Below are 25,654 nucleotides of genomic sequence, written 5' to 3'. Positions count from 1 at the left end.
GGATGAAACCCTATGAGTTCGCACTTGTCACTTGCACAGATGATTGTTTATTGCCCAACGCCACACTAAAACGCTTGGCAAACTCGGCAATCACATCGGCTTGTTTTTCGATAGGGAAAACCCCGTCTAACCCAGCATCATCGAGCTGATTAAACGGCGCATCATACAACTGCTCAACGGTGATGCTGCCGTAGCGGCACAAGTGATCTTTGAGCATAATCACAAACCGCTGTTGGCGGCTATTGAGCGCAGTATGAGACGCCTGCAAAAAGGCGGTAAATTGCGTTTCGATGTCGTCACGGTTCATGCCTACAATGGTGCGCAGTATTTGGTCCAAAGAAGCGGTGGTATCTGGGTAGAACTCACTTAAGATCGCCAAATTGACACTCGGATTTTGAGTGTGAACCAAGGAGATAAGCTGATTTAATTCCGCTTCACTCACCGGCTCGCCAGCACGAATTCTTTTTAACACTTCATCAGACTCAAATAGCGGTTTAAGAGTTTTCTCCACTTCTTGACGATAGATTTCGTAATCGATGGTGCGAATGTCCGTTTTAACCGTTTCAGTACGGTATTCTGCAGCTTCTTCTTTGAGATCAATGATGGGGGGCCGCGGTGGAATGGGCGCAACGCCTTTATCTCGTAGGTGAATCACAGGGCGTAAGGTTTTACGCACTTGTTCCATTTCGGCAAAATCGGTATCGCCCCAAAATTTGGGCTGTTGTACCGAGGCGATGGTATCGGCATGCTGACGCACTTCGTTTAAGTGCATTGATAACGAAGTCACTTTTTGCATCAGCGGTAACACTTCTTTCTCAACCATATCGGGCTGAAGCAATTTCACCAGTTGTGCATTGAACATTTGCAGGTCAAAGCGCAGCGCTTCGCTCATACCGCGAATGTTACGCCATTGCATCAATGGGGCCATTTCATCCAACAGTTTGCTGCGAGTCGCCGGAGCCATTTGGGATAAGCAGCGCTCATCGCTAAGTTCGGCTTTGAGTTGCCATTTTTCACGCACAGCAATCACTTGATCATCCAAATCGTCAATATCGGCTTTGATCATAGGCACCGTTTGGCTAAAGAGATCCATATTGGCTTTTTTCAATGCTTCGACCGCAAGGCGTACTTTGGCTTCGAATACTTGCTGCGCGAGCGACTTGCTTTGATTCGATTCTTCTTCAGGAGGATCCATTTTGAAGTATTCAAAGTTGTTCCAATGGTCAAAAATCAGGAAGTGTTTTTTATCTTCTCCCGGTCCGTATAAGTTTTCACACAAGCGAGTGCCGCGCCCTACCATTTGCCAAAACTTAACTTTGGACTTGATAGGCTTGGCGAACACTAAGTTTACGCATTCAGGCACATCAATCCCGGTATCCAACATATCCACTGAAACGGCGATGGTGATTTCGTTGTTATCCCCTTCGGCGCTTTTAAAGCGATCAATGAGCTCTTCGGCGCGTTCGTTTTTGGAGTGAATCACTCGACAAAAATCGCCGCCATATTGTGGATACAGCTCATCAAACAGTTCGACGAGTAGGTTGGCGTGGTCAATATTGCGCGCAAAAATGATCGATTTTCCTGGCAGTTGTCCATCGGCATCACGTAAGCCATTTTCCATTAAGTTACGTAAAATTTGGCGGTTGGTGTCTTTGTTAAAAATCGCTTTGTCGATTTGGGGCGCATCGAACTCCAAGGTGTTCGGATCGATGCCTTGGTCTTCCAATTCTGCAATCTGCTCATCGGTTAACTCGTTGCTATGAATCCCCTCACGTAAAAACTTGGTGGTATGAGCCACCACTTTAAACGGCACTAAGTGCCCTTGTTCAATCGCCAGTTCCAATGGGTAATTGGCGGTTGGCATTTTGTAATCACAACCAAACAGTTTGCTGGTAGAGCGAGAAATCATTTCAACAGGGGTGGCCGTTAAGCCCACTTGCAGTGCGTCAAAGTAGAGGAACAGTTCACCGTACTTGTTATAGATAGAGCGGTGCGACTCATCGGCGATGATCAGATCAAAGTGGCCGACGTCAAACTCTTGGAAATTCTGCATCATGCCGGGATAGGTAGCGATTACGATACGAGCGGAATGCAACTTATCCTGTTTACTCTTACCTTTGACAAACAAAGGCTCTTTGGTGTGTTCATTGAACGCATTTGCGGCTTGTTTACGCAGTTCTTTGCGGTCACATAAAAAGAGAATGCGTTTTGCCCAACCGGCATCCAGAAGACGTTTTGCTAAAGCGATTGCCACACGTGTTTTCCCTGTACCTGTGGCTTGTACAATGAGTGCTTTGCGGTATTTATCGCTGAATCGTTCACTGACGCGAGTAATGGTCTCCAGCTGATAATCACGCCCAGCGACCTTGGTATCGATCGGCGTTTCGAGTAGATTTTTACGTAAAGTACGTTGCTGAATAAGGTGCTGTAAGCTGTCTTTTTCGTAGTAACCAAACAGTTTACGCGGCACATAACCTTGCGCATCATCCCACATGGTGATGTCGTAACCGTTGGTGTAAAAAATCACTGGGCGCTGACCAAAGCGCGCTTCCAGAGCATCGGCGTACTCTTTGGCCTGCTCTCGCCCTTCGCGGTTATCTCGTCGAGTACGTTTGGCTTCAATCACAGCCAGTGGTAAACCGTTATCATCCCATAACACGTAATCACAGTAGCCAGTACCACTTGCTGTAGAGGGAAGACCACTGACTTCAAACTCTTTAGAGACTTGTTCGGTGCTCTCATAACCTAAAGCCACATCCCAACCCGCGCTGCGCAGCTCGGCATCAATCAACTGTTGGCGTGTTTCGGCTTCATTAAATTCGAAAGTAGATTTAAGTTGCTCAGTTTTACTGCGTAGCTGTTGCGCTTTTTCTTGGTCGATGGCTAATTTAAGACGAGCGGCTTCCTGTTGCGCTGCCATCTGCGCCTCACGCACCTCTTGTAACTCTTTTAGTGCTTGCTCAAGCTGCGCACTGTTTTGCGCCAATTTAATTTGCAGCTGTTTATTTTTGCGTTTAAATTCCGCTTTGCCTTCATCATCACGGGGCATGTTCTCTAACGGTTGGTATTCAGCGAGATCGTCATCACTGCCACCACCAATCGTGACATAAAGCCACACGCCGATATAGTAAGCCTCTTTGACTAACCAGATCGCTTCGTGTTGATTCACATAACCCTCGTGAGCGGCTTTGTTGCCCCCAATGCGAATCGCATGAAATTTAGTTAAGAGCGCTTTATCAACAACTTGTTGAAATTCATTGCTTTCCAATTTGTCATGAAGTTTGTCCGTAGGCAAAGCCGGAAGATTAAGCTCACCAAACACGTATCCGACGATTTTTTCGATATAACAACGCAGTTTCACCATGGAACTTTGAGGATCGCTCACTGCATAGGTTTCTGCAAAAGCACCTAACTCAGCAAGATCTGGCCATTGAGGGCGAAGGTGTTCAAAATTCATTGATAATTTCACTCGTACTATTTCCTTATCTGTCTATTCGCAATAGTCATACCAACGGTTGTTATCTGGCTAAATCGACTCTTCAATACCTAAATTTTGCATCCAATTACTGAGGGTTTGATGGCTTTTTAAGCCAAGTAAATCCTTCGCTTTGCTCTTGCTGCCATGAGAGAGTTTTAGCGCACTCACAACTGCCTCTTTTTTAATAGAATCAAGATATTGCTGGAAATTACCCGGCATAGTAAATCCATGATGATGTTGCGATTCTTTACCTGCACTGAGGATGGAAGATTGAAGATCTTGCAAAGAAATATCTGGTGTCTCAGACCACAACACCGCGCGGTTTAACGTATTCCAAAGTTCGCGAATATTGCCCGGCCATGAGTAGAAAGACGCAAAATCTTTTGCATCCTGGGAAATTTTCTTACTTTCAAACAAAGGGTGCTTTTCTGCTTGACGGTTGATATCCACCATTAAGGCATCAATGAGCGCAGGAATATCCTCTGCGCGTTCTCTCAATGCAGGCACTTCAATCACCCCTACCGCTAACCGATAAAAAAGATCTTCACGAAAAGTACCGTCAGCTGTCATAGCAAAGAGATCGCGATGCGTCGCGGCAATAATACGTACATCAACCGATTTACTTTCTACATCGCCAACTCGAGTGATCTCTTTTTGCTGCAAGGCGCGCAACAATTTAACTTGGATATTGAGGGGTAGCTCACCCACCTCATCGAGAAAGAGCGTGCCACCATCGGCTTGTTCAAACAGCCCAGCGTGAGCTTTATCAGCCCCGGTAAATGCACCTTTCACATGCCCAAACAAAATCGAATCCACCAAGTTTTCTGGCAATGCCCCACAGTTAACGATTTTTATTGGCTTATTTGCACGCGAACTGGCGTGGTGGATGGCTTGAGCCATTACTTCTTTACCCACCCCACTTTCACCAAGCACCAAAGCAGGCAAATCTGAATAAGCTAAACGCTGTGCTTTTCTAATCGCGCTTTGCATTTCTGGGGATTGGGCGGTAATGGCTTCAAAAGCAGGGTGCATTGTTGGCATTTGCGAAGCCAACTGTGAAATAGAGCTGGATGAAGATTTTTTGTATTCGGCAGCAAAATCGACCGGAACATCGACATCAATGATGTCACCTTGAGGTGAGGTTTGAACTAAGTGGCATTTTGCGATGCCTTTACCAAGCAGCACTGAAACTACTGCCATGGCAGGCGTGCCAGAAGTGAGGTTTATGTATAACTCATCAGCGCTGGCGACAAGAGTCTCCAACTGCTTCTGCATCACTTTGGTAATCGAGGAATAATCTATAGGAGATGAGAGTCTAACTCGCTGCAGCGTGACTGTGGTTTTCGAGCGATTCGCTAAAGCAAGTCGCTTTTCTAACCATTCTCGGTATTCATACCATTCGTCATCCCAGGTGCTCGCAAGGATAACAACCTCATCTAATAGAGGTCCTTTTAGTGCGATAGTCGCAATCGAGGCAACTTGATCGTTTTTCATTTGATCAAGATCTTTTCTGCCTAGCCAAGTCAGCAACGTTGCCATTTTCTCTTCCGTAATTCTATTTACTTTAGGGAAAAGATTTTATATCAATATTAAACTCATTGATATTCAATAGATTTGATTCACTTGGTATATCTTTGAGAAATGAGATTTCAAACACATATATTAAAATCAATCAATTACATAAGTTTTCACTAAATTAGACACGCTCATTCTAGATATAAAAAGAGCCACTAAAAGTGGCTCTTAATGGTTCAATTATCCTGTTGACACAACCATAAAATGATATTAATGATTTATCTTAATTCAAGTAGTTATAAAGATTTGGACATTTCTGTTTACAGCACAAACTAGCTGCTTTCCTGAAATCTAATTTTTAAGTTTTCTACTAACCCTGCAAATTACGAATGTGCTTCCTGACACTGGCATAATAAGACTGAATGGTCGTCAGCTTCTTTTTATCAACGCCTTGAAGATACTTTGCTCCTTTTCGTCCTCCAACGCCTTGACCAAATCACGGACTTCTCTTGTCCACACTTGGAATTTGGATTTTGACCGCTTGATGACTTCCCACCGAACCGATTCGCTGTTGAAGTGCGCACTTTTAAATGTTTTAGCAAATAACGTGTTGAGTTCTTGGCACCACCAGCGCATATCCAGTGTCAATATCTTCTATTTTCAGCTGTGCAATCGCCTCTTCCATTTTATTCTCCATGCCCGCCTTCCTCTCTGAAGTTTAGCCAGAATTATCCAGAAATTGTGTACATCTCATCACTCAATTAATCGTATGCATTTTATATACACACAAATAAATGTAATTCCATATATGCACTTTTTAGCATAATGTAAATTGACTATTCCATGGAGAAATATGTGCAATGAAATCATTACAAAATGCGCTCAACAGTTACGTAACAAATTCACCGTCTCTCTTCCGCTTGTGTCAGTACAAAGATGAACATGGGCCAAATTCGATGCCCTTGTCGAATTGGATGAGCATTAATCACCCTAGCTATAACATGTCCAGCTGGTGTTTTTATGGCACATTAATGAATGACGAAGGGGTCGTCGTCGCCGATGTCAGTACAATGGTACAACAACAACAAGGCATGAACTCCACACCTTATCTTGCAGAGTGGTCCCTTTGCACTGACAAGAACAGCGGCTACGTCATCACCCCATATATGATCCACAGTGACTTGGTAAGTTATGCTCAGCCCTTTTCGATCAATATCTCAGTCCCCGGCATCCCAGATAAACTGACGATTGAGTTATTGCAAGGTCAAACGGGTGAACGTGGAGCGATCTATCATTTACGCGGCCAAGACCTAGCCATTGGCACACAAAAATTGAAAGGCACAGGGGAGTATTACTACGACGTTCTACTAGAAGATGTTTTCGGTACCATTCAAGCTGGGTATGGACCTAACTCCTTCTTACCGCAATATCTGACTAGTGAGCAAAACGACACACTCCAATCTAAATATGATGAACAGATGGACCTTTACCTCAAAAATCACCCTGACGAATGCATAGGACAGGGTTCGTATTACTACAGTGCTCCCCTACTGAAAGTCCTGTCTTACGAGATTAAGGATTTAAGTAACAATGTCGTCTTGTCGGGCAAACAAGGGTGGATATGGGAAGATTATGTCGTTCAAGGATTTACCCCCACCATCTTAAATGCACTCTCCAACGACGCTAAATGGCAGTTTTATGCTATCCAGCTCCCCGAAATCAAAGCCTGCATCATGATTAGTGTGGTCCAGTTTAATGAGTCGAAACTCAATGGAGTAACCACCGCCGCGATGTATTCGCTAGATTCAGTCAGCAAACAGGCCGCAAGAACCCCTTTGATTCAATGGACGTCAGACGAAGTCAAGATGGAACCCAATTGTTTAGTCCCCCGCAGTGCGACTGAACCCAAACCCGATACAGACTCTTTTACGCTTACATTGACGTACAAAGAACCAGACGATGACACCAGGTATGTTACCACGATCACCGGTAAGACAACCTTGCCTAACCAAGAAATCCAAATCGACAGTAACGAGAAATCCGTATTTGATAAATTTGAAGGGAGTTACACGGTTTCCGCTAAGATTCACCACCCAAATCTGCAACCCACTCCATTGAACACCTCAGGAATCGCTTGGGCGGAAATCAATTTGCTTAATAACGATTAGCGACGAATGACGAGTACCCATAAAAATTGGCCTCAGTACGTACTGAGGCCATCTAGGAATATAAACGCGGAAAAACTATAGACTAGGTTCTGACGCTTCTTCTTTCTTTTGCAGCAAAGCCTCTCGTTTGCTCTGTGAAACATTTGGATAGCGTCCAAACTACTTTTCATATTTTACAATTGTTAATACAACCATAAAGTGGTTGTTTCAACAATTTTCCGAAGTGTTACGGTTTTTCCTTCCGCGGCGCGGTATTTTGCAACACCGCCAGAGAGCTTCGCCATCGCGCTTTGTGAAGACATGCCGTAGAACCTAAAGCGAAAAATATTAAATACATATAAAACAAAAATTTATATTAAAAACACTGTATACATAAACACGGTTTTTTAACCTAATTTCACGGTCAAAACCGAGCATTATTGGCGTCTGTCGCCATTTTTGTCGCCACTAGTTAGAGGGCAACAATAATTACTCATCCCTCTTTTCACACTCAGAAATATCCTTCACATAATCAAGCAGCAAATTCTTTCGATATCCTGGAATGAGGGGGCAGGCCTTTAAGTTTAGTGGTTTGATAACCATGAAGTAATTTGCGTAGTTTACTCCAAGTCCAAACATCCCAGCATGGTAGAAGTAAAAATTTAGAAGACCGCATAATCTGTTTCTTATGTTTTATCGATATACTTATCGCTACAATATTTGCCCCTATTAGCCCCAAAAACGCATAAGTACCTACAAGTGGCAAACCTAACCAACTAAATCTAACTAATGTTAACTTTTTTCTGATATGAAAAGAGGCATCGTCATTTCAGTTGCAAGCCAAAATATTCCTATAAAACACACTGAAGAACCAATAAGACCAATAATTAGTCTATTCATCATCAAATAGCTGTTCTTTTGCAGCTTCAATCATTTCATGCAACTGAGCATTGGGAAATTTGGCTTTTACTTTCTCAAGGCATTCAATAAATTTCTTGCTCTGTAAATTTCTTGAGACATCGTCGAAAACAGCACTTAGATCTTCTATCATTTCACCATCGGTTAGTGAATTGAAAAACTCAATTGTTTCAGTTTCATCTTTCGACAAAATTGATGTCATTTTCTCCCAATACCTATAGATAGATGGGTCTTCTGGATGTAGTGTCCTCGACTCGACTATAATGGGAGTTAGTTCTGATAATATACTCATAATTTTACCTACTCTTTCGAAATTACTTCCATTTCGCTATTATCCTCAGGTAATGGTTGCTTAGAACCGTCAGGAAAAACTGTTGCAAGCTCTCCATTAAAGAGATCTTAAAAAACCACTACTTATCCCCGCTGAGGTCTGATTCGCGTCATCATAACCTCAATTTTATAGGAGCAAAAACTTGCCTAAGTTACGGAAAAATAAGTAGTGATTTTGATTCCAATTTTATTCCGAATGGTCATATGTATTACATTTGGTAATTGCTCTTGAGCTAAATTAAATATCAATATATCAGATACTTAGATACATAATTTTCACATAAAGAAAATTAAAACCATCCAACAAAATTCAAAAAAACAGATAAAGCGCTTATTTTTCATAATCTTATAATATTCAACGCTAAAACAGTGAGATCCTTTTTTCTCACTTTTCTGAAAAAAACTAAAATGATCGAAATTTTTGATCCTAGCTAATAGCTACATTTTTAATATTTGATATCTCGTTGAACCCTTTTAGCAATAAGGAGTTATGCGCTATAAGCAATACCAAGCAACATCACCATTTTTCGTTAATCCAAAACTGTAAAAAAAGTGCCTCCTAAACTGCGCAGGCGGGTGTAGAGGAGTGCGGATTCCGTGGGTGACACACTTGGTTTTGTAGCCATCAAAAAAGCCCCTGACATGAATCTAGGGGCTTTTGTTACTTAACAATTAGCGATATAAGTCTGACAATACAAGTGGATCAAATGGCCTTTTCAACCCTGATTTTTCGGCTAACTCTTTAAGCTTTGAAATGTCTACAGAGTTAAAATAGCTTTCAGTTCCAGTCGGCTGATAAACATGTCTCGCTTTGATAAGCTTATCTAACAGCTCTCGGTCACCAGTTTCAGCAACATAATTAACTAATGATGCACTGTAAGCGTTTAGCTCTTTCGAATAGCAGTTTTCATCGGCCATGTATGAAAGGTAAGTAATGGCCGCAAACTTTTTCTCCCAAGAAAGCTCATCGAACCAACGTGATTCTATTTTCTTAGGTGATGGCGACCTTAGATTGTCACATCGTTCAATCGCATCATTAAACTGTTGATGAGTTATGTCTACCCGATGCTTTAACTCATCCACCCAAGTGTTTGCAAACACTGTAGTACTAACCAAACAAATACTGGCAATCAATAATCTCTTACAATGCATTTTGTACACACTTCCAAAACTTGTAGTCATCACCCATTGAAAACATAGCAGTTGTAGTCGCAATGCGATTCAACTGCTCGCGTTCTACTTTATCTACGGCTTTCATTGCTTGGTGAAACTGTTCCCAATCATATGAATAGATATCTTTGGCTGTATTCGCAATCGAAAACCAAGAATAACTTTCTTTACCTGCAAAGATTTGAAATGCAGGGACAGCAGCCAAAACACCTCTCAATGCTTTTGACATATCAGTTATACCGTTCATATCATTGATTGCATCTAACGTTCTTTGATTGGGTTTGAATTGATTTAACCCACAATAATCGCCTTTCATTTTAAGCCTTATTTTTATGTATTTGTCGGTGTTATATTAAAAATCAGCAAAAAACAATGAATGCAGACATATGCATAGCAAAAGATCACATTTTAACTTAAAGATAAAAACTACTGTATTGACCACGTTCCTGCTGAACTGCCACTTTGTACCGTTGCTTTGGCGTTAGCTTGGATTTCATCCACGACCGCATTGGCAATCGCTTCTGCCATTTTTTGAGCCATCGCATGCTCCCCTTCTGTCACAAAACCTTGTGCGTTCAACTCAGAGACAATCTTGCTTTTTAACGATGATTTACTTAATGCCATTACTTCCCTGCCGTTACGGTTGCAGATAAATCAGAATGAGGCTTGCACGTAAAAGTACAAATACAGTCCCCTTGCACCACCCCTTTGCCTTGGTTCAGTGTGATAAGGTCAGCCTTAAATCGAATGTTCTTGGCACTCGCTTCCCAATCTTTCTCAATGATGGCCAATTTGTTTCCCATGACTTTCAATTTATCCTCTTGAGCTACGACGATGTTCCTCAGCTTACCGATCACCTCCACCAATTCCCCAGCGGTCGCTACCTGCATATTGCCTAAACTGCCAAGTTCGAGGTTATCCCCTGCCAACAGTTCAATTGCTCCCAGCGCTTAAATGACCTTTTTGCCTATAATGTTCTCTTTGCTATGACCTTCAATATCTAATTGATGATCACTGAACTCAGCTTGATAATGCGTTGCCTTTTCTACTCGCTTGAAGGCTTCTGTGGAAAAAGTTTGATCGGTTTTATCACTGATATTGCCAGCAGCATCGATGCGGCGGCTAACCTCTTCGCGTTGCTGCTGCAGTTGCTCTCCAGGCTCAAGTGATGGTAAGGCATAATCTCGCCCATAAAGCCCGCGAATCATAGGGCGATCACTGCGACCATACGCGAAAGCGATATCGACTAAAGCGCCTTCCAGTGGATACGACATCAATCCTGCTTCATGACCAGGCATCAGTGTAGGTAATGGGATTGAGCGGTAAATAGGGATAGTGGTATTTGCCTCTAAATTCTCATTAAGGATCTGCACATCAACAGCGTAGCGAGGACGAAAGGGGTCTGCGGTCAGCCCTAATTCAGCGGTATCCCGCACGGCTTTTACTCTTCCCATAATGGGTAAATGATACCCGCCAGTTAACTCTGGCAGCACATTATCAAGCGCTTGCTTCTGGACCGATTTGTCCTCAACCCAATAAGCGGTCATCTCGTCCCCGATTAAATCGACTCGTGTAATACGTTTATTAAATGCGATTCGCCCAGGTCTAAGCATAGGAAAGGGCACGAACGTGACACTGTTGCTCGTTTGTCGTGAGGTAAATTCGTGGGGGATCGTCATGGGCTTTTGATAAAAATGGCTATCTTGATAAGCCCCAAAATAAATCCGCTGGTCGATTTGTTGGCCCCAAATACAATCAGCAATTCGAAAGGCTCGGGCAAGGTTTGCCAGACATTGATAACCACTCCCGTGATGAACAAAATTCGGGATCATTTGCGTGACATAATCTCGCTTAGGCAAATGAAATTCTAAGCCAGTTTTGTCACTGACCACATCCATGACATCTTGTAATGTCGGATGCTCTAAGCTCACCGTCAACGGTAAACTCAGTACGCCGGCGAGCTCTTTCACTACAAGTTTAACCCTGCCATTCGCCGCAGGTTCCATTTTATCGATAAAGCCTTCAAAGTAAGGGGCCATATCTTGCTCATAGCCGATATCAAAACGCACTAAATCATAGCGAGCGATGTCTGCAGTATCATTGACAATAAAGAGCGCTTTCACCAATACTAAGACCAAGAAAAACCGTTCAGTGCCTATCTCTCAGGAATTGTACAAAGAAATCTATAAGCCAGTAACAGGTCAGCTGTTTTAAGAGTGCTACACTCCTTTTTGCTACATTCTAAAAAACAAATTGGAACTAGAGATCCCTACAGGCCAAGCATCCCACATTTTGCGTCATACTTTCGCCAGTCACTTTATGATGAACAGTGTAAACATTCTTGTGCTGCGTGACGTTCTTGGCCATGCCGATATTTCCATGACGATGCGTTGCCCCCAACCACCTTTTTGAAGCAATTTCCTTAAATCCATTAGCTCATTTGTAACTCTATCTACTAAATTTTTTTCACGGCTGTCGCCATTTTGTCGCCATTTTTTGTTTTTGGGCATAAAAAAAGCCGCTTTTCAGCGGCTTTTTATTATTCGGTTTTTCCGAAGTGTTACGTTTTTACTCTTTCCCGTACACGTTATTCTCTTGCTCTTGAACTCGGATAAAAGTAGTGCGCTTGGTGAGCTCTTTAAGCTGCGCTGCGCCTACGTAGGTGCAGGTTGAGCGTACGCCGCCAAGGATATCTTGGATGGAGTGCTCAACTGGGCCTTTGTAGGGTAATAGTACGGTTTTTCCTTCAGCTGCGCGGTATTTTGCAACGCCGCCGGAGTGCTTGTCCATCGCGCTTTGTGAAGACATGCCGTAGAACTTCATGAAGGTTTCACCGTCTTTTTGGATCAGTTCACCACCAGCTTCTTCATGCGCAGCTAGCATTCCACCTAACATGACGAAATCCGCGCCACCACCGAAGGCTTTTGATACATCACCAGGGCATGTACAACCACCATCACCAATAATACGACCGCCAAGGCCGTGAGCGGCATCAGCACACTCAATGATGGCTGAAAGCTGTGGGTAACCTACGCCTGTTTTTACACGTGTGGTACAAACCGAGCCAGGACCAATCCCTACTTTAACAATGTCAGCACCTGCTAGCATCAACTCTTCGACCATATCGCCAGTCACAACATTACCTGCAGAAATCACTTTATCCGGGAATTGAGCACGTACTTTTTCAACGTAATCTACCAAGTGTTCTGAGTATCCGTTCGCAATATCGATACAGATAAAGATCAGTTCATCGCTTAACGCTAAGATCTGTTTTGTCTTTTCAAAATCCGCTTGTGAGGTTCCGGTTGATACCATCACCTTGTTCAACGTGTTTTGATCGGCTCCTTTCACAAACTCAGCCCAGTCTGCGACTGTGTAGTGCTTGTGAATCGCTGTCATAACATCATGCTTTGCCAGAGCCTTCGCCATGGCGAAACTTCCGACAGAATCCATATTAGCAGCAATAATAGGTACACCTGACCATTGACGACCGCTGTGCTTGAATGTAAACTCGCGGGTTAAATTTACTTGAGAACGGCTTTTGAGAGTAGAACGTTTCGGGCGAAACAGGACATCTTTAAAACCTAACTTAAGTTCTTGTTCGATACGCATTATGCATTTCCTAGTCTGATTCACTATTGTGTCTCGTGTGATGCGTAGTTCCGATGTTGGCAGACACCAGAACCTTTCGGACACAAAAAAACCGGAGCGTTGGCAGACGCTCCGGTTTTCAGCATTATAGGCTGTGTTTTTTTTCCGGCAAGTCTGATATTTTTAATTTTTTTGTGATACCCTCTCGAAGAAACCATACCTAGAAACTTTCATAAACACTTTTCATCGCTTCTTGTAGAATTAATATCTAAATATCAGAAAGTTAACACCTACACCTCTTCTCGTTATCATAAAAACCCCCGTTTAGATTTATCACCGTCTGTGTTCTAAAAACAAAAAATGTGAACCAAATCACCATAAAAACTTAGAAAACGAGCCTTATTTCGCTCACTCTTCAGCGAAAAATAAACATAATTTTTCCAATGTGTACTTATCTGCGCTCTATACCCTTATGAGTTTGGGGTTTATTTTTTCATCATTTCCCGATATACCGCTACTATTCGGTATTGATGATTGGCGCTTTGCTCTCGCTGCCTTGATATACCAAAATTACAACACGTAACGGCTATGAACCGTTCTAAGCCATCGACAGAGGAGAATAAAATGATCGATGTCGCCTTCTTTAGTGCTAAGTCTTACGATCAGTCATCTTTCAACAAGGTGTTGGGAGACTTGCCTTTTCGTCTGACATTTCACGATTTTCGTTTAACCGCAACCACCGCACAAATGGCACGCGGCTGCAAAGTGGTCTGTGCATTTGTTAATGATGATTTAAGTTCAGATGTATTAACACAACTGTATGCGGGAGGCACTCGCCTCATTGCAATGCGTTGTGCCGGCTACGACAAAGTCGATTTGCATACCGCTAAGCAACTAGGCATGCAAGTGGTTCGTGTGCCTGCTTATTCGCCTGAGGCGGTCGCTGAACATGCCGTTGGCTTGATGATGAGCCTAAACCGCCGTTACCACAAAGCGTATCAGCGTACACGCGAGGCTAACTTTAATCTTGAGGGGTTGGTCGGGTTTAACTTCTTCGGTAAAACGGCGGGCGTGATCGGCACCGGAAAAATTGGTATTGCAACCATACGCATCCTGAGAGGTTTAGGGATGAATGTGGTTTGTTACGATCCATACCAAAATCCAATCGCAATTGAGCTCGGTGCACATTACGTTTCGCTGGAAGAGATGTTTCCGCAGTGCGACATCATTTCGTTGCACTGCCCAATGACAGATGAAAACCGTCACCTCCTCAATGAGAAGGCTTTCGCACAAATGAAAGATGGCGTAATGATCATCAATACAAGCCGCGGGGAATTATTGGATTCTGCTGCAGCAATTGAGGCATTAAAACAAGGCAAGATTGGCTCATTGGGATTAGATGTTTATGACAACGAGAAAGATCTTTTCTTCCAAGATAAATCCAATGATGTCATTAAAGACGACATCTTCCGCCGCCTATCTTCATGCCACAACGTATTGTTTACCGGACATCAAGCGTTTTTAACCGTCGATGCGCTACGCAATATCGCGCAGACAACATTAGCCAGTATTGAAGCGTTTGAGAAAAAGACACTATCAGGCAATGAGTTAGTGACATTCGACTAAACCATTTCGATAACATCAAAAGGAAATCACTGACTATGGAGGACCATGTAAAGGCCGCCATAGTCAGTCGAGTTTCTAATAGTGGTGATTGTTTAGTTGTGATTGTTGGCTAATAGTTGACTAGTGAACGTAGGTGAGGCAGCAAATCGCTCGCAAGTAATCCACGTTCGCCTTTTAGCTCAGCGTCTTTGTCTGCCGCTTGGCTATGAACCAAAACACCTGCTCGAGCAGCCTCACATAGCGGAACTCCCTGAGCAAGCAGAGCAGTAATAATGCCAGTTAACACATCCCCCATTCCTCCAGTCGCCATACCAGGGTTGCCAGCCAAACACACATAGGTTTGTGAACCATCGTAGATCAAGGTACCTGCACCTTTAAGTACAATTACCCCGCCGTACTTTTCGTGAAGAGAGTGAATGGCTTTAAAGCGATCGGTTTCAACCAGCTCCACACTCGCCCCAAGCAAACGTGCAGCTTCGGCAGGATGTGGCGTGATAATACGCTTATCATCATGGTTGGGATTTTCGGCTAAGAAAAAGAGTGCGTCAGCATCTAGAACTTTCGGCTTATCAATAGATTGCACTTGCTCAAAAATAGCTCGTCCATCTTTGCCTCGCCCTAAACCTGGACCCAGACCAATCACATTACACCATTCAGTGCGCTGCTTAAGGTTGTCTACTTCCCAACTGCCTGTCATTACTTCTGGTGCCACAGTGAGCATCGCAGTCATATTATCCGAATGGACGAGAGCGGCTGTTAAACCACTACCAATTCGAGTACAGGCTTGTGCACAAAGCATCATCGCTCCGCCCATTCCCCTATTTCCGCCAATTAATACCGCTTTGCCATGGTGACCTTTATGCGCACATGGTTGACGAGGTTTTAAACATTGACGAATAAATCGTGGTTCAATGGCTTTCAGTGTGGGCGTGTTTTGTTCATCAAAGTTTTCTGAAACCCCAAGGCCTGCAAAGTGTAATTTGCCAACATAGTTACGCGCTTGTCCGGTGACCAAACCTTGCTTTAACCCGATAAAACTGATGGTGTGCTGAGCTTTAATTGCCTTACCAAGCACCGAGCCTGTATTAGAGCTAAGGCCAGAAGGGATATCAATGGCAACTACAGGTTTACCACTGTTATTGATAGTATCGATTAAATCACTGATTGGCTCACGAACAGGCCCACTTAGGCCTGTACCTAATAAGCCATCAATAATAAGGTCGACGTCACGTGGGACATGGTCATCGATTGGGTACACATCGCCCCCTTGATCGAGCCAATGGTAATACGCAGTAAGTGCATCGCCTTTAAGTTTTTCTGGATTTCCGACCTGCCACACTGTGACTTGATGACCCATTGCTTTGGCAAGACGCGCAGCAATATAACCATCACCACCGTTATTACCACCGCCACAACAAACCAACCAGTGCTGAGAAGAGGGATACTGAGCTAAAGCAATGGTAAATACCCCTTGCCCGGCTCGTTCCATTAAACTGAACATCTCGAGCCCTCTCGCTTTGGCCGCCTGTACTTCACCTTGTTTAACTTGCTGTGCTGTGTAAAACGTTGTAGGAAGAGGCATTACAATCACCATATTGTCGAGAGAATAGGCTATCAGTGTACAAAAAAAGCCAAAGAATTCCTTGGCTTATTTAGCATTTTCTCGAGCTTCTATGGAAGCTAACGCTTCCGACGTTGCATCTTGAACCGACAAGAACATCGAACTCACCACACCGGTGGGAGTACGCATCGGGTTCAAGGTGATGTTTTGATACATAAAATCCGCTTGTTGTGTAACGGGTCTTACGTTACGACACTTAAATAAGTACGGCCGTTGTTGCCAAGTAATGAAACTCCGGCAACCTAAGTCATACACCGGTTTGGTCTTTAGGCAAAACCAATCTTGAGGGATCTCTGGAAAAAGTTCGAAGATCGTCTTACCCAGCGCATCGTGAGATTGCACGCCGCTGTGGTGAGTCATAAACCCATTCCAAACTTGTACCTTATATTCTTTATCAAGTACCACTAGCCCCATGTCGACATTTTGTACCATATCGACCATCCAGTGAAACTGTTCAAATTCAGCAGGAAGTGACAGCATTAAAAGTCCTCCATTAAATAAGACAGCTTATTATCGAGTAGGGGTAGCGACTCATCGACAAACATAAACAATAAGTCACAACGAATCGACGTTTGATCAATCGTATAGCTGACTTCGAACGTCATGGTTTTATGAAAAGACCCTGTGGTTGAACGAATAACTGATTCGATCGGTATATGCTGGCCAAGAAGAACCGGAGAGCCCTGAAAAAAGCGCACTTCCGCTTGTTCACCTAACCCATTGAGAAAGGACCCGACTAGGATATTCGAGACATCCATTAACAGTTCCAGTTCTTCGAGTTCTTCACTTTCCGCAGGCACTTTCATTAACTTCTTGAGATCCGAGACACTCGAATCACTCAATAACACTAACGCTTCTCCGGCGATCCCCTCACCGCTAAAACCTTGGCACACGCCTGATACGTGGTCGTTATCTGCCAAATCTCTCAGCGCCATATGCAGTTCGCTAAGTTCCAGAATATTCACGTTTGGTAAGGGTAAATGAACAAACACATCAAAATGACGTGCGAGTGCATCAGCGGCACGGCCAATTGACACGTTGGCCACTTCCATATAAATGTCGCGCCTTTTTAAAATAGGGAGCTCAAGTGTCTTTTGCGGCACAATTTGCGTTTGCTGAGGTGGCGCAATCACCTCTTTCAATACAAGATTGAGTGTACTTTTATCTAACGGTTTTTGAATAAACGCTTTTGCGCCTAGCGCTAATACGCGTTCTTTCGCTTTTGGCTGAATGTCCCCAGAAACCACTACCACCGGGGTAGGGATACCACGCTTTTGCATTTCCTCAAGAGTTCCATAGCCATCGAGTTCGGGCATGGTTAAATCGAGAAACATTAACTTGAACTCTGTTTCTTTCATCTGTTCAAGCGCATCTAAGCCATGGACGGCGAAGCTTATATCTGCATTTAACGAAGCGGGTAACGAGCGCGCCATCTGTTTGCGCACTAACGCCGAGTCATCACAGATAAGTACGGGGAGTGTCATGCCACCATCCTTTTGTTCGTTATTTAAAATCCATCAATAAGTGTATACCTAAAACCGGTTTCAGGCAGTCATCTAGAAGTAACATTTTATAAATCAGGGACTTGTTGGACCACTTACGGCCACAGAGTTAACACCACAATCCGCAAAATTACCGCTAAAATTACCAAAGTAATACCAAGCCGATACCACTTAAATTCGCCGATCGACAAGGGAACGCGCTTAAAAAACATCGTTATCACACCTTGCCAATCATGACTACGCCTACCATAAGCAATCATGCTTGTTATTAAACATAGAATACCTAAAACAAGAATGCTCTTTTCTACCCAAAATAGCGTCTCGGCCATTTGTAAGCTCCGATCATTGGTCATTCCATTAAGCGTAAAAGTGAACCGTAAATCTGTCGCTAGCTCAAAGGTCGTAAAATTCAAAAATCGGACCTACGCCGAATAATCCCAAATTCAAAACCGAGCATTTGTGATCCGAGTAACCCACGACAAAATGGCAATAATATAAATTAAACCATCGTTTCATTTTTATACTTTGCAACAATACATTTTGCTAACGAATATAAGGATTACCCATGAGAAAACTCTCTACTTTGGCGTTAGCCATCGGTTGCTTTAACTTTCTAAGCCCTTTGGCTATCGCTAACACTCAACCTAGCACCACGAACCCTATCACAGCCACCACAAAGGCAACCTACGATACTCAAGAGATAGATTCTCCTGATCGCAGTTTCCCTCTGTTTTATAAGAAACTCAAAGCCCATCACATGCCCTATACGATGGCGTTTCATACTGGCCTCAACCCCGTTGCTTGGCATCACAAAGCTCTGGCTAAAGCTGAAGAGATCATAATTCCCTATCAAGCTAATTCTCCCTTTGATCCTGTCGTCATTGATCACATTGATCGAGGCAGTTACATTGCACAAAAAGTCGTATTCAATATTGATGATGAAAGTCGCGTAATGGCGCTAATGTTGGTTCCAAAAGGCAAGGGCCCATTCCCTGCGGCGCTATTTCTTCACGACCATGGCGCGCGCTTTGATATCGGGAAAGAAAAATTTGTCGAAACATGGAATGACCCTAAACGTCTCGCCTCATCTAAACAGTGGGCGCATAAATATTTTACGGATCGCTTTCCTGGAGATGAACTGGCAAAACATGGCTATGTTGTCTTGTCGATTGATGCCTTGGGTTGGGGCGATCGCTCTGTTGCCGGATTTAAAACCGATTCACAGCAAGCACTTGCATCTAACCTCTACAACTTAGGCAGTTCGTTTGCAGGCATCATCGCATTAGATGACCTGCGCGCAGCAAAATTTCTCGCCAATCAGCCTTATGTCGATAAAACTCGTGTAGCATCAGTGGGATTCTCCATGGGAGCATTTCGTTCTTGGCAGCTCGCCGCTCTCTCGCCCGATATTACCGCGGGAATCGTAGATTGTTGGATGGGCACCATGAAAGGCTTAATGGTTCCTGGTAATAATCAGTTAAAAGGCCAATCGGCATTTACCATGTTATATCCATTTATGGCGCGCTATTTTGATTACCCTGACGTAGCAGGGATTGCTGCCCCCAAACCCATGCTGTTTTATAACGGGGGCAAAGACACGCTTTTCCCTGTTTCATCAGTTAAAGAAGCATATGGCAAACTCCATCAGATATGGGATGCGAATCATGCTGGAGATAAGTTAGTGACGAAAGTTTGGCCTAGCAAAACCCATATTTTCACTAAAGACATGCAAGACTTCGCCTATGCTTGGCTAGATAAACAATTTGCCGTGAAACAATAGACAACAACGTAAAAGGCTCTGCTATGTGCAGAGCCTTAAAGTCATAAGAGCTTGATTTAGCTTTTACGCCTGAATCAGTTTCGCTTTCACTTTCTGTTTGACAGAGAGTAAGTACCCTTGATAGCGGAACCACAAATACGTCGCGACAATAGAGAAAAACAAGTATGACAAGGCGAATACCAATGGTGAAGTAATCACTTGAGCCGATACCCCCCACATCACACCAGCAACGGTCACACCAATCTTAGCAAGCAGACCACAAATCAATAGCACCAGCGCTAACTCAGGAAATTTCGAACTACGGAACGCAAACCAATGACAGCATCCTACCGCCAGCGTTGCAATAGATAAACCAAGCAGAAAGGAATGAAAATGATCCGCTGAGGCAACACCTCCTGAAACAGAGGCCATTAGGATCAGCAATAATTTCATAGCGTATCAACTCCGATAATTAACAAATTAGGGCGTATCCCTAAGTGGTAGCTACGCTAACTATTCTGATTGTTTTTTAGTGTTTTACAATATCCTGAACTCGCTAATTTGTGACAAAACTTTACTAAAAGTGAAAAATTCACCCAAATCAAGAAAACAGCATAATATACTTACATATCATACTGAATTATATAGGTTTTAAAATTTCAAAACTTAATATTCCTTTATCTCATTTTTTAATAATATAAGAGAACATTAGCTTTGGGTCGTGGCTAAATACGAAAAAGCACACAACAAACTGATCAATGATTTCATATCATTAGCGGTATAAGTCACAGTGCGCGCATCCACTTGCTCAACACCAGGAACCAACGCAAAGATATCAGCCATCACAGGTTTCGTTGCACTCAATTCCAACGTATATGGCGCCGCCAGGAGAGATTGTTTCAATTGTGTTTGGCTCACTATCGCATTAAATGCCGCCGCTCGAATTTTTTCCTGAGCATCTTTAGGGCTCAGCGATTGTGCGGCCGTTGTAGAAATATAACGTTTCACACAGGCATAACTCACCTCTGGGTAACGTTTGTTGATCCAACTTTCTAACTGATCATCACCAGTCACCAACAGCAGGGGCGCTTTATGTTCCCACGCGGACGCCGTATACAAATCGGCTTCCGCCATCGGATGACCATTCACTGTCACTCGATAAAAAGCTGCGCCATTAATGGTATGGGCTAAGACACCTTTTTCACCGGCACCGCTATGATAACCGACTAAAAATAGACCATCGAAAGGCTCATGATCGATCCCTTCCACCATTGAAAATGGGCGAGGCTTACTGGACACTAACTCAGCCCTTGGATCCAATTGCGCCGCGCGCAAGTTGGTCATGCTGCCATGGCTATCCGCGACAACAACCTTGGTGGCGCCGGCGTCAAATGCGCCCGCAATAGCAGCGTTCACTTCTTGTTCCATTAACGCTCGCGCTTGCTCATATTCAATATTACCGGCTCGGCATTGTTGAGGGGCGACAACCCCGGCAATCCCTTCGATATCGGCTGAAATAAAAATCTTCATCTCACTGTCCCTATTTTTGTTGGTTTACCAAACCGTCCAATACATCACTTAATGCCATTCGCTGGTGCCCATCGAACCCTTGAACGTGAGTGGCTTGAAGTAAAGCATCGATAACCGCGCGCTCCGTTCCTTCTGCGGCAGCCCGCAGCATCGGATCTAATTGCGCATCAGGAGGAGGACAAGGCTGAGAGCAAGTTGAAAATGCGACCGCAATATCGCCCGAACCATGCCCCCAATAACTGCCTAAACGCCCCAAGCCAGCTCCGGCTCTTTTTGCGATCCGCTTGAGCTGGCGAGCCTCTAACGGCGCATCAGTCGCCATAAGAATGATAATCGACCCCTTATCCTCTTGCGGTGCATGTTGCTGCAGGTATTGCTCTATGGTTTTCCCCATTGGCACTCCCTCTAACTGCAATGCACTCAACGCGCCAAAGTTAGCAAGCACTAACACACCTAGGGTGGCATCAAGTTCAGGTACATAACAAGAACTGCTCCCGATACCGCCTTTAAGCGCAAAGCAACTCATGCCTCGCCCCGCGCCAATACTGCCCCTTTCAAAGACTATATCGGTGCTTTCAAGTGTCTCCATAACCATTTCTTCGGTTACAGCCAGCGCCTGAATATCGTTTAAATAACCATCATTGCATTCAAGCACTAACGGGTTAACCGTAGGTAATGAACGACCAATCTCTGGATTGGTTTTCAAGACATGTCGGACTGTCCCCGTAAAGGCACGCCCAACACTTAATGTATTGGTCAGTACGATTGGCGTTTCTAGTACACCTAATTCCTCTATTTGTACTAAACCAATCGGTTTAGCAAACCCATTTAACACCGCTGCACCACAAGGGAGAGCATTTTGGTAAATATTCTCTACGCACGGTGAAATGGCCGTGACACCCGTTTGTAGCTCGCCATTATCTATTGTGGAATGCCCAACGGTGACACCAACAACATCAGTAATACTGTCATTGCTACCACTTTTAAAATGGCGATAACCGAGTTGGCGCTCATCACGCCAACGTTCAAGAATTAAATCAATACGGGCTTGTAAACTATCCATGTCTCTTCTTTTAGTCTTTATTTATCTTTAGGATTTCAATTTAGGGTCTAAGGTATCGCGCAGCGCATCACCAAGCAAATTAAAGGCGAGTACGGTCAAGAAGATGGCGAGTCCCGGGAATACGCTCACATGCCATATTCCTGCCATCATCATATTACGCCCCATTGCGAGGATGTTACCCCACTCGGGCACATCTGGCTCAGGCCCCAGTCCAATAAAGCTCAAGCTAGCAGCAGTCAAAATCGACGTCCCGATACGCATCGTGAAATAAACAATCACACTGGATAAGGTGCCAGGTAAAATATGACGAAAAAGAATGAGTTTGTCTGAGGCACCAACACATTTTACCGCATCCACATAGGGCGATTGCTTGAGCGATAAAGTAGACGCTCGCACGATACGGGCAAAAACAGGCACACTGAATACTGCCACAGCAACGATGACGTTGTTTAACCCCGTACCCAAAATCGCAACTACGGCGATAGCCAATAACATGCCGGGAAATGCAAAGAGTACATCAGCACCGCGCATAATAAACATGTCGACTTTACCACCGTAATACCCAGCAATTAAACCGAGCACAATGCCCACAACCATACCCAGTGTGACCGAAAATGTCCCCACATACATAGAGATACGCGCACCATAGATAATCCGGCTCATGACATCACGACCTAAATCGTCAGTGCCCATCCAGTGTGCCCAACTTGGCGGAGACGAAATGGCCATCCAGTCAGATATCATAGGATCATAGGGTGCTAATAGTGGAGCGAATACGGCCACCATAACCAGCAACAATACAAATCCTCCAGACATAAGCGCCATGGGGTTGCGCATAAAACGTTGCCAAAAATCTCGCCAAGGAGAACGGATTGGACCTTGGCTACTCATTTCTAATGTGCTTTCCATTTCCACTTCTCCTAACGTAAACGAATGGCTGGGTTAACAACGGCATACAGTAGATCTACCAGCAGGTTAATCACGATGAATTCCAGTACAAAGAGCATAACCAGAGCTTGAATAACCGGTTGATCCTGGGTCTGAATCGATTCAATCAATAACCACCCTAACCCCGGCCAGCTAAACACTCGTTCAACCACAATCGAGCCACCTAATAAGAAGCCAAACTGCAAACCGAGCATGGTAATCACTGGAATTAGCGCATTACGCATAATGTGTTTCCAGGTGACTAAACGCGCTCTCAAGCCCTTAGAGTTCGCGGTTCGGACATAATCCTCCTGTGCGACTTCCAAAAATGCCGAACGAGTAAAGCGAGCCATCACAGCGGCGACGGATGCACCGAGGGTAAATGCAGGGAGCACGATATCACTCGGTTGGTTGAAGCCACTGACCGAGAAAATCCCAAAAGGCATGGCCACAAATTGAATCAACAATAAGCCGAGCCAAAACGGTGGAACAGAAATTCCACCAATCGCGGCACTCATTAAGGTCCAATCTTGCCATTTTCCCCGTTTTAATGCGGCGAATACGCCAACCAGTAACCCTAAGATGACTGACCACACAAACCCAGCCAAAGCTAACCAGAATGTCGGCATAAAACTTTTTGCAATCACCTCAGTCACTGGCTGGCGAGTACGAAAGGTAATACCTAAATCACCATGTATTAACCCATTTAACCAATGGAAATATTGCGTAGGGAGCGGCTTATCCAGACCAAGTTGCACTCGTGCTGCTGCAATAGCTTGCATCGTGGCATCTTGCCCTGCATATACCCGAGCCGGATCCCCAGGCAAGAGTTTGATAAAACCAAACACCAGTAAGGAGACCACCAGCAAAACCGGGATCATTTCTAATAATCGACGAACTACATACGATAACAAGGCGTTCTCCTTCTTCTCTTACTTAAACTGAGCTTTAGTGAATAGCAGAGAACCGTCTGCAAGCATTGAAACGCCGCTCAAGTTTTTCTGTTTACCGACTAAGTTGTCTGGCGTGCCTAGGAACACAACCGGCGCATCTTTCCAGATCAGAGATTGTGCTTGGGCGTAAGACGCCGCGCGCTGTTTAGGATCTGCCGTTTTTAAACCGCCCATAATGGCTTTATCCACGGCTTTGTTGCTGTAGTAAGAGACGTTGTAAGCCGTTGGCGTCCATGATTCGGTTGCAAATAATGGACGTAATGCCCAGTCCGCATCTCCTGTAGAAGGAGACCAACCGCCATAGTAAAGATCAAATTCTGCTTTCTTCGGATCTTTCACATTCCACAATTTCGAATCTCGTGTGCCCGAATCCATTGGCACGACTTTTACTTTCACCCCAACTTGGCCTAACTGCTGCTTCACAAATTGTGCAGTACGGACGCGAGGAGTGGAGTTCGATGTCCAAAGATTTAACGTTAACCCATTGGCATAACCCGCTTCTTTGAGTAATTCCTTCGCTTTTTCTGGGTTATACGAATAATCTGGCGATGTCTGTTTGGCATAGAATTGAACATTAGGTGCCATCGCCGAATGAGCAGGAACGCCCATATCAGCCGCATTAATTTTTAACCACAGATTTCTGTTTAACGCGTAGTTAAGCGCTTGACGAACTCTTGGATCAGATAAGGCTTTATGCTGTGTATTGATCGCCATATACATCAGATAAATACTCGGATCACGTTGCACTAGTAGCTTACTGTCAGATTTTACTGAATTGACGAGATCAGCCGGTAATGGGTAGATGGCATTAACCTGACCTGATTTTAATGACGCGACACGCGTTGAATCTTCTGGTGCTGGGTAGAAGGTGACACTGTCCACTTTTGGCCAACCTTTTTGCCAGTAGTTATCGTATTTCACCAATTTCACATCTTGACCGGGTGACCACTCTTCGAATTTAAATGGGCCAGTCCCTGTAGGGTGCATACGCAAGTCCGCTTCTTTTGGATATTTAGCCAATACCGCCGGGCTCCACATCACAGCAGATGGGTGAGCAAGGGTATTGATAAATGCACCAAAAGACTGATTAAGATGGATTTTAACCGTGTCATCATCGACAACCGTCACCTTATCAATCATCTTGTAGAGACTGTTACGTTTTAGGCCTTTGGTTTGATCAGATAAACGATCTAAGTTGGCTTTTACTGCTTTCGCGTTAAATGGTGTACCGTCTTGGAATGTTACCCCTTTACGTAGCGTAATGGTAAATTCAGTCGCGTCATCATTACTGCTGTATTTCGTCGCCAATTCAGGAATCAATTTCATCTGATCATCAAATTGGAACAAACGCTCAAAAATACCACTCTGTACTGAATAGCTCACGTTGTCTGATGTATCGTGAGGGTCAAGACCTGTGATATCAGCATACATAGAAATTTTTAAATCAGCGGCCAAAGCGCCAGCAGAAAAACCGAGCGCTAAAGCTAACGCTAATGTGGTACGACCTAAACGTGGTGTCATGAT

At 44.1% G+C, this 25,654-nt stretch carries 22 protein-coding genes and 1 pseudogene; 4 read left to right on the top strand and 19 right to left on the bottom strand.

What is annotated here, in order from left to right:
• Nucleotides 1-10 precede the first annotated feature (10 nt).
• Nucleotides 11-3,469 (bottom strand): DEAD/DEAH box helicase family protein, encoded by a 3,459-nt coding sequence (locus I1A42_RS16620; RefSeq protein ID WP_196124113.1) that lies wholly within the window; start codon nucleotides 3,467-3,469, stop codon nucleotides 11-13.
• A 57-nt stretch (nucleotides 3,470-3,526) separates the two neighbouring features.
• On the bottom strand, nucleotides 3,527-5,017 hold the full coding sequence (locus tag I1A42_RS16615) for a sigma-54 interaction domain-containing protein (protein WP_196124112.1): 1,491 nt from the start codon (nucleotides 5,015-5,017) through the stop codon (nucleotides 3,527-3,529).
• 836 nt (nucleotides 5,018-5,853) lie between these two features.
• On the opposite strand from I1A42_RS16615, the gene I1A42_RS16610 reads away from it, so the two are divergent.
• Nucleotides 5,854-7,161 carry a hypothetical protein gene (locus tag I1A42_RS16610; RefSeq protein ID WP_196124111.1) on the top strand — a complete coding sequence of 436 codons (1,308 nt, stop codon included), beginning with the start codon at nucleotides 5,854-5,856 and terminating at the stop codon, nucleotides 7,159-7,161.
• An 871-nt stretch (nucleotides 7,162-8,032) separates the two neighbouring features.
• Here the strand turns inward: I1A42_RS16610 and I1A42_RS16605 are convergent.
• From I1A42_RS16605 to I1A42_RS16580, 6 genes are all read right to left on the bottom strand, one after another.
• Nucleotides 8,033-8,260 (bottom strand): hypothetical protein, encoded by a 228-nt coding sequence (locus I1A42_RS16605; RefSeq protein ID WP_196124110.1) that lies wholly within the window; start codon nucleotides 8,258-8,260, stop codon nucleotides 8,033-8,035.
• A gap of 800 nt (nucleotides 8,261-9,060) precedes the next feature.
• A complete protein-coding gene (locus tag I1A42_RS16600) occupies nucleotides 9,061-9,540 on the bottom strand; it encodes a hypothetical protein (protein ID WP_196124109.1) in 480 nt (159 codons plus the stop codon).
• Nucleotides 9,530-9,874: a hypothetical protein gene (locus tag I1A42_RS16595; protein WP_196124108.1), complete on the bottom strand. Its 345-nt coding sequence runs from the start codon at nucleotides 9,872-9,874 to the stop codon at nucleotides 9,530-9,532. The genes I1A42_RS16600 and I1A42_RS16595 overlap by 11 nt, the downstream gene beginning before the upstream one ends.
• A 110-nt stretch (nucleotides 9,875-9,984) precedes the next feature.
• Entirely contained in the window at nucleotides 9,985-10,182 is a 198-nt protein-coding gene (locus I1A42_RS16590) for a hypothetical protein (RefSeq protein WP_196124107.1), read from the bottom strand.
• Nucleotides 10,182-10,487, bottom strand: a complete 306-nt coding sequence (locus I1A42_RS16585; RefSeq protein ID WP_196124106.1) for a hypothetical protein — start codon at nucleotides 10,485-10,487, stop codon at nucleotides 10,182-10,184. The genes I1A42_RS16590 and I1A42_RS16585 overlap by 1 nt, the downstream gene beginning before the upstream one ends.
• A 21-nt stretch (nucleotides 10,488-10,508) precedes the next feature.
• Complete coding sequence (locus I1A42_RS16580) at nucleotides 10,509-11,696, bottom strand: hypothetical protein (protein WP_196125768.1); 1,188 nt, start codon at nucleotides 11,694-11,696, stop codon at nucleotides 10,509-10,511.
• Here I1A42_RS16580 and I1A42_RS16575 point away from each other — a divergent pair.
• Nucleotides 11,668-12,004, top strand: a pseudogene (locus tag I1A42_RS16575) (tyrosine-type recombinase/integrase); the annotation flags it as partial. The gene I1A42_RS16580 and the pseudogene I1A42_RS16575 sit on opposite strands and share 29 nt — an antisense overlap.
• Before the next feature lie 122 nt (nucleotides 12,005-12,126).
• Here I1A42_RS16575 and I1A42_RS16570 read toward each other — a convergent pair.
• Nucleotides 12,127-13,170, bottom strand: coding sequence for a GMP reductase (locus tag I1A42_RS16570; RefSeq protein WP_196124105.1), 1,044 nt, complete (start codon nucleotides 13,168-13,170; stop codon nucleotides 12,127-12,129).
• Nucleotides 13,171-13,773: 603 nt separating this feature from the next.
• Here I1A42_RS16570 and I1A42_RS16565 point away from each other — a divergent pair.
• Nucleotides 13,774-14,775, top strand: a complete 1,002-nt coding sequence (locus I1A42_RS16565) for a 2-hydroxyacid dehydrogenase (protein WP_196124104.1) — start codon at nucleotides 13,774-13,776, stop codon at nucleotides 14,773-14,775.
• Between the two features lie 109 nt (nucleotides 14,776-14,884).
• Here I1A42_RS16565 and I1A42_RS16560 read toward each other — a convergent pair whose 3' ends face one another.
• From I1A42_RS16560 to I1A42_RS16545, 4 genes are all read right to left on the bottom strand, one after another.
• Nucleotides 14,885-16,357 (bottom strand): NAD(P)H-hydrate dehydratase, encoded by a 1,473-nt coding sequence (locus I1A42_RS16560; protein WP_196124103.1) that lies wholly within the window; start codon nucleotides 16,355-16,357, stop codon nucleotides 14,885-14,887.
• 66 nt (nucleotides 16,358-16,423) lie between these two features.
• Nucleotides 16,424-16,876: a PAS domain-containing sensor histidine kinase gene (locus I1A42_RS16555; protein ID WP_161155944.1), complete on the bottom strand. Its 453-nt coding sequence runs from the start codon at nucleotides 16,874-16,876 to the stop codon at nucleotides 16,424-16,426.
• Nucleotides 16,876-17,880, bottom strand: a complete 1,005-nt coding sequence (locus I1A42_RS16550; RefSeq protein WP_196124102.1) for a response regulator — start codon at nucleotides 17,878-17,880, stop codon at nucleotides 16,876-16,878. Before I1A42_RS16550 ends, I1A42_RS16555 begins: the two co-directional genes overlap by 1 nt.
• Nucleotides 17,881-17,993: 113 nt before the next feature.
• Complete coding sequence (locus tag I1A42_RS16545) at nucleotides 17,994-18,227, bottom strand: hypothetical protein (protein ID WP_196124101.1); 234 nt, start codon at nucleotides 18,225-18,227, stop codon at nucleotides 17,994-17,996.
• 236 nt (nucleotides 18,228-18,463) lie between these two features.
• On the opposite strand from I1A42_RS16545, the gene I1A42_RS16540 reads away from it, so the two are divergent.
• Nucleotides 18,464-19,678 carry a dienelactone hydrolase family protein gene (locus I1A42_RS16540; RefSeq protein WP_196124100.1) on the top strand — a complete coding sequence of 405 codons (1,215 nt, stop codon included), beginning with the start codon at nucleotides 18,464-18,466 and terminating at the stop codon, nucleotides 19,676-19,678.
• A 63-nt stretch (nucleotides 19,679-19,741) separates the two neighbouring features.
• On the opposite strand, the gene I1A42_RS16535 is transcribed toward I1A42_RS16540, so the two are convergent.
• The 6 genes from I1A42_RS16535 to I1A42_RS16510 form a co-directional block, all read right to left on the bottom strand.
• Nucleotides 19,742-20,110 carry an NADH:ubiquinone oxidoreductase gene (locus tag I1A42_RS16535; protein WP_196124099.1) on the bottom strand — a complete coding sequence of 123 codons (369 nt, stop codon included), beginning with the start codon at nucleotides 20,108-20,110 and terminating at the stop codon, nucleotides 19,742-19,744.
• Nucleotides 20,111-20,365: 255 nt separating this feature from the next.
• Nucleotides 20,366-21,187 carry a M55 family metallopeptidase gene (locus I1A42_RS16530; protein ID WP_196124098.1) on the bottom strand — a complete coding sequence of 274 codons (822 nt, stop codon included), beginning with the start codon at nucleotides 21,185-21,187 and terminating at the stop codon, nucleotides 20,366-20,368.
• 10 nt (nucleotides 21,188-21,197) lie between these two features.
• Nucleotides 21,198-22,250, bottom strand: a complete 1,053-nt coding sequence (locus tag I1A42_RS16525) for a DmpA family aminopeptidase (RefSeq protein ID WP_161155957.1) — start codon at nucleotides 22,248-22,250, stop codon at nucleotides 21,198-21,200.
• A gap of 27 nt (nucleotides 22,251-22,277) precedes the next feature.
• On the bottom strand, nucleotides 22,278-23,159 hold the full coding sequence (locus tag I1A42_RS16520) for an ABC transporter permease subunit (RefSeq protein WP_196124097.1): 882 nt from the start codon (nucleotides 23,157-23,159) through the stop codon (nucleotides 22,278-22,280).
• Nucleotides 23,160-23,170: 11 nt separating this feature from the next.
• On the bottom strand, nucleotides 23,171-24,091 hold the full coding sequence (locus tag I1A42_RS16515; protein WP_161155961.1) for an ABC transporter permease: 921 nt from the start codon (nucleotides 24,089-24,091) through the stop codon (nucleotides 23,171-23,173).
• Nucleotides 24,092-24,109: 18 nt separating this feature from the next.
• Complete coding sequence (locus tag I1A42_RS16510; RefSeq protein WP_161155963.1) at nucleotides 24,110-25,651, bottom strand: glutathione ABC transporter substrate-binding protein; 1,542 nt, start codon at nucleotides 25,649-25,651, stop codon at nucleotides 24,110-24,112.
• Between the last annotated feature and the right edge of the window lie 3 nt (nucleotides 25,652-25,654).

Origin of the sequence: Vibrio nitrifigilis (genome assembly GCF_015686695.1) — a bacterium.
Lineage (GTDB): Bacteria > Pseudomonadota > Gammaproteobacteria > Enterobacterales > Vibrionaceae > Vibrio > Vibrio nitrifigilis.
Note: the sequence above shows the minus strand (reverse complement) of the source record. Positions and strands in the feature narration are given on the sequence as shown.

Excerpts from the sequence above, each read along its gene's own strand:
- I1A42_RS16615 (WP_196124112.1), bottom strand. The coding sequence starts at position 5,017 with ATGGCAACGTTGCTGACTTGGCTAGGCAGAAAAGATCTTGATCAAATG.
- I1A42_RS16610 (WP_196124111.1), top strand. The coding sequence starts at position 5,854 with ATGAAATCATTACAAAATGCGCTCAACAGTTACGTAACAAATTCACCG.
- I1A42_RS16605 (WP_196124110.1), bottom strand. The coding sequence starts at position 8,260 with ATGACATCAATTTTGTCGAAAGATGAAACTGAAACAATTGAGTTTTTC.
- I1A42_RS16600 (WP_196124109.1), bottom strand. The coding sequence starts at position 9,540 with ATGCATTGTAAGAGATTATTGATTGCCAGTATTTGTTTGGTTAGTACT.
- I1A42_RS16595 (WP_196124108.1), bottom strand. The coding sequence starts at position 9,874 with ATGAAAGGCGATTATTGTGGGTTAAATCAATTCAAACCCAATCAAAGA.
- I1A42_RS16590 (WP_196124107.1), bottom strand. The coding sequence starts at position 10,182 with ATGGCATTAAGTAAATCATCGTTAAAAAGCAAGATTGTCTCTGAGTTG.
- I1A42_RS16570 (WP_196124105.1), bottom strand. The coding sequence starts at position 13,170 with ATGCGTATCGAACAAGAACTTAAGTTAGGTTTTAAAGATGTCCTGTTT.
- I1A42_RS16565 (WP_196124104.1), top strand. The coding sequence starts at position 13,774 with ATGATCGATGTCGCCTTCTTTAGTGCTAAGTCTTACGATCAGTCATCT.
- I1A42_RS16560 (WP_196124103.1), bottom strand. The coding sequence starts at position 16,357 with ATGCCTCTTCCTACAACGTTTTACACAGCACAGCAAGTTAAACAAGGT.
- I1A42_RS16555 (WP_161155944.1), bottom strand. The coding sequence starts at position 16,876 with ATGCTGTCACTTCCTGCTGAATTTGAACAGTTTCACTGGATGGTCGAT.
- I1A42_RS16550 (WP_196124102.1), bottom strand. The coding sequence starts at position 17,880 with ATGACACTCCCCGTACTTATCTGTGATGACTCGGCGTTAGTGCGCAAA.
- I1A42_RS16545 (WP_196124101.1), bottom strand. The coding sequence starts at position 18,227 with ATGGCCGAGACGCTATTTTGGGTAGAAAAGAGCATTCTTGTTTTAGGT.
- I1A42_RS16540 (WP_196124100.1), top strand. The coding sequence starts at position 18,464 with ATGAGAAAACTCTCTACTTTGGCGTTAGCCATCGGTTGCTTTAACTTT.
- I1A42_RS16535 (WP_196124099.1), bottom strand. The coding sequence starts at position 20,110 with ATGAAATTATTGCTGATCCTAATGGCCTCTGTTTCAGGAGGTGTTGCC.
- I1A42_RS16530 (WP_196124098.1), bottom strand. The coding sequence starts at position 21,187 with ATGAAGATTTTTATTTCAGCCGATATCGAAGGGATTGCCGGGGTTGTC.
- I1A42_RS16525 (WP_161155957.1), bottom strand. The coding sequence starts at position 22,250 with ATGGATAGTTTACAAGCCCGTATTGATTTAATTCTTGAACGTTGGCGT.
- I1A42_RS16520 (WP_196124097.1), bottom strand. The coding sequence starts at position 23,159 with ATGGAAAGCACATTAGAAATGAGTAGCCAAGGTCCAATCCGTTCTCCT.
- I1A42_RS16510 (WP_161155963.1), bottom strand. The coding sequence starts at position 25,651 with ATGACACCACGTTTAGGTCGTACCACATTAGCGTTAGCTTTAGCGCTC.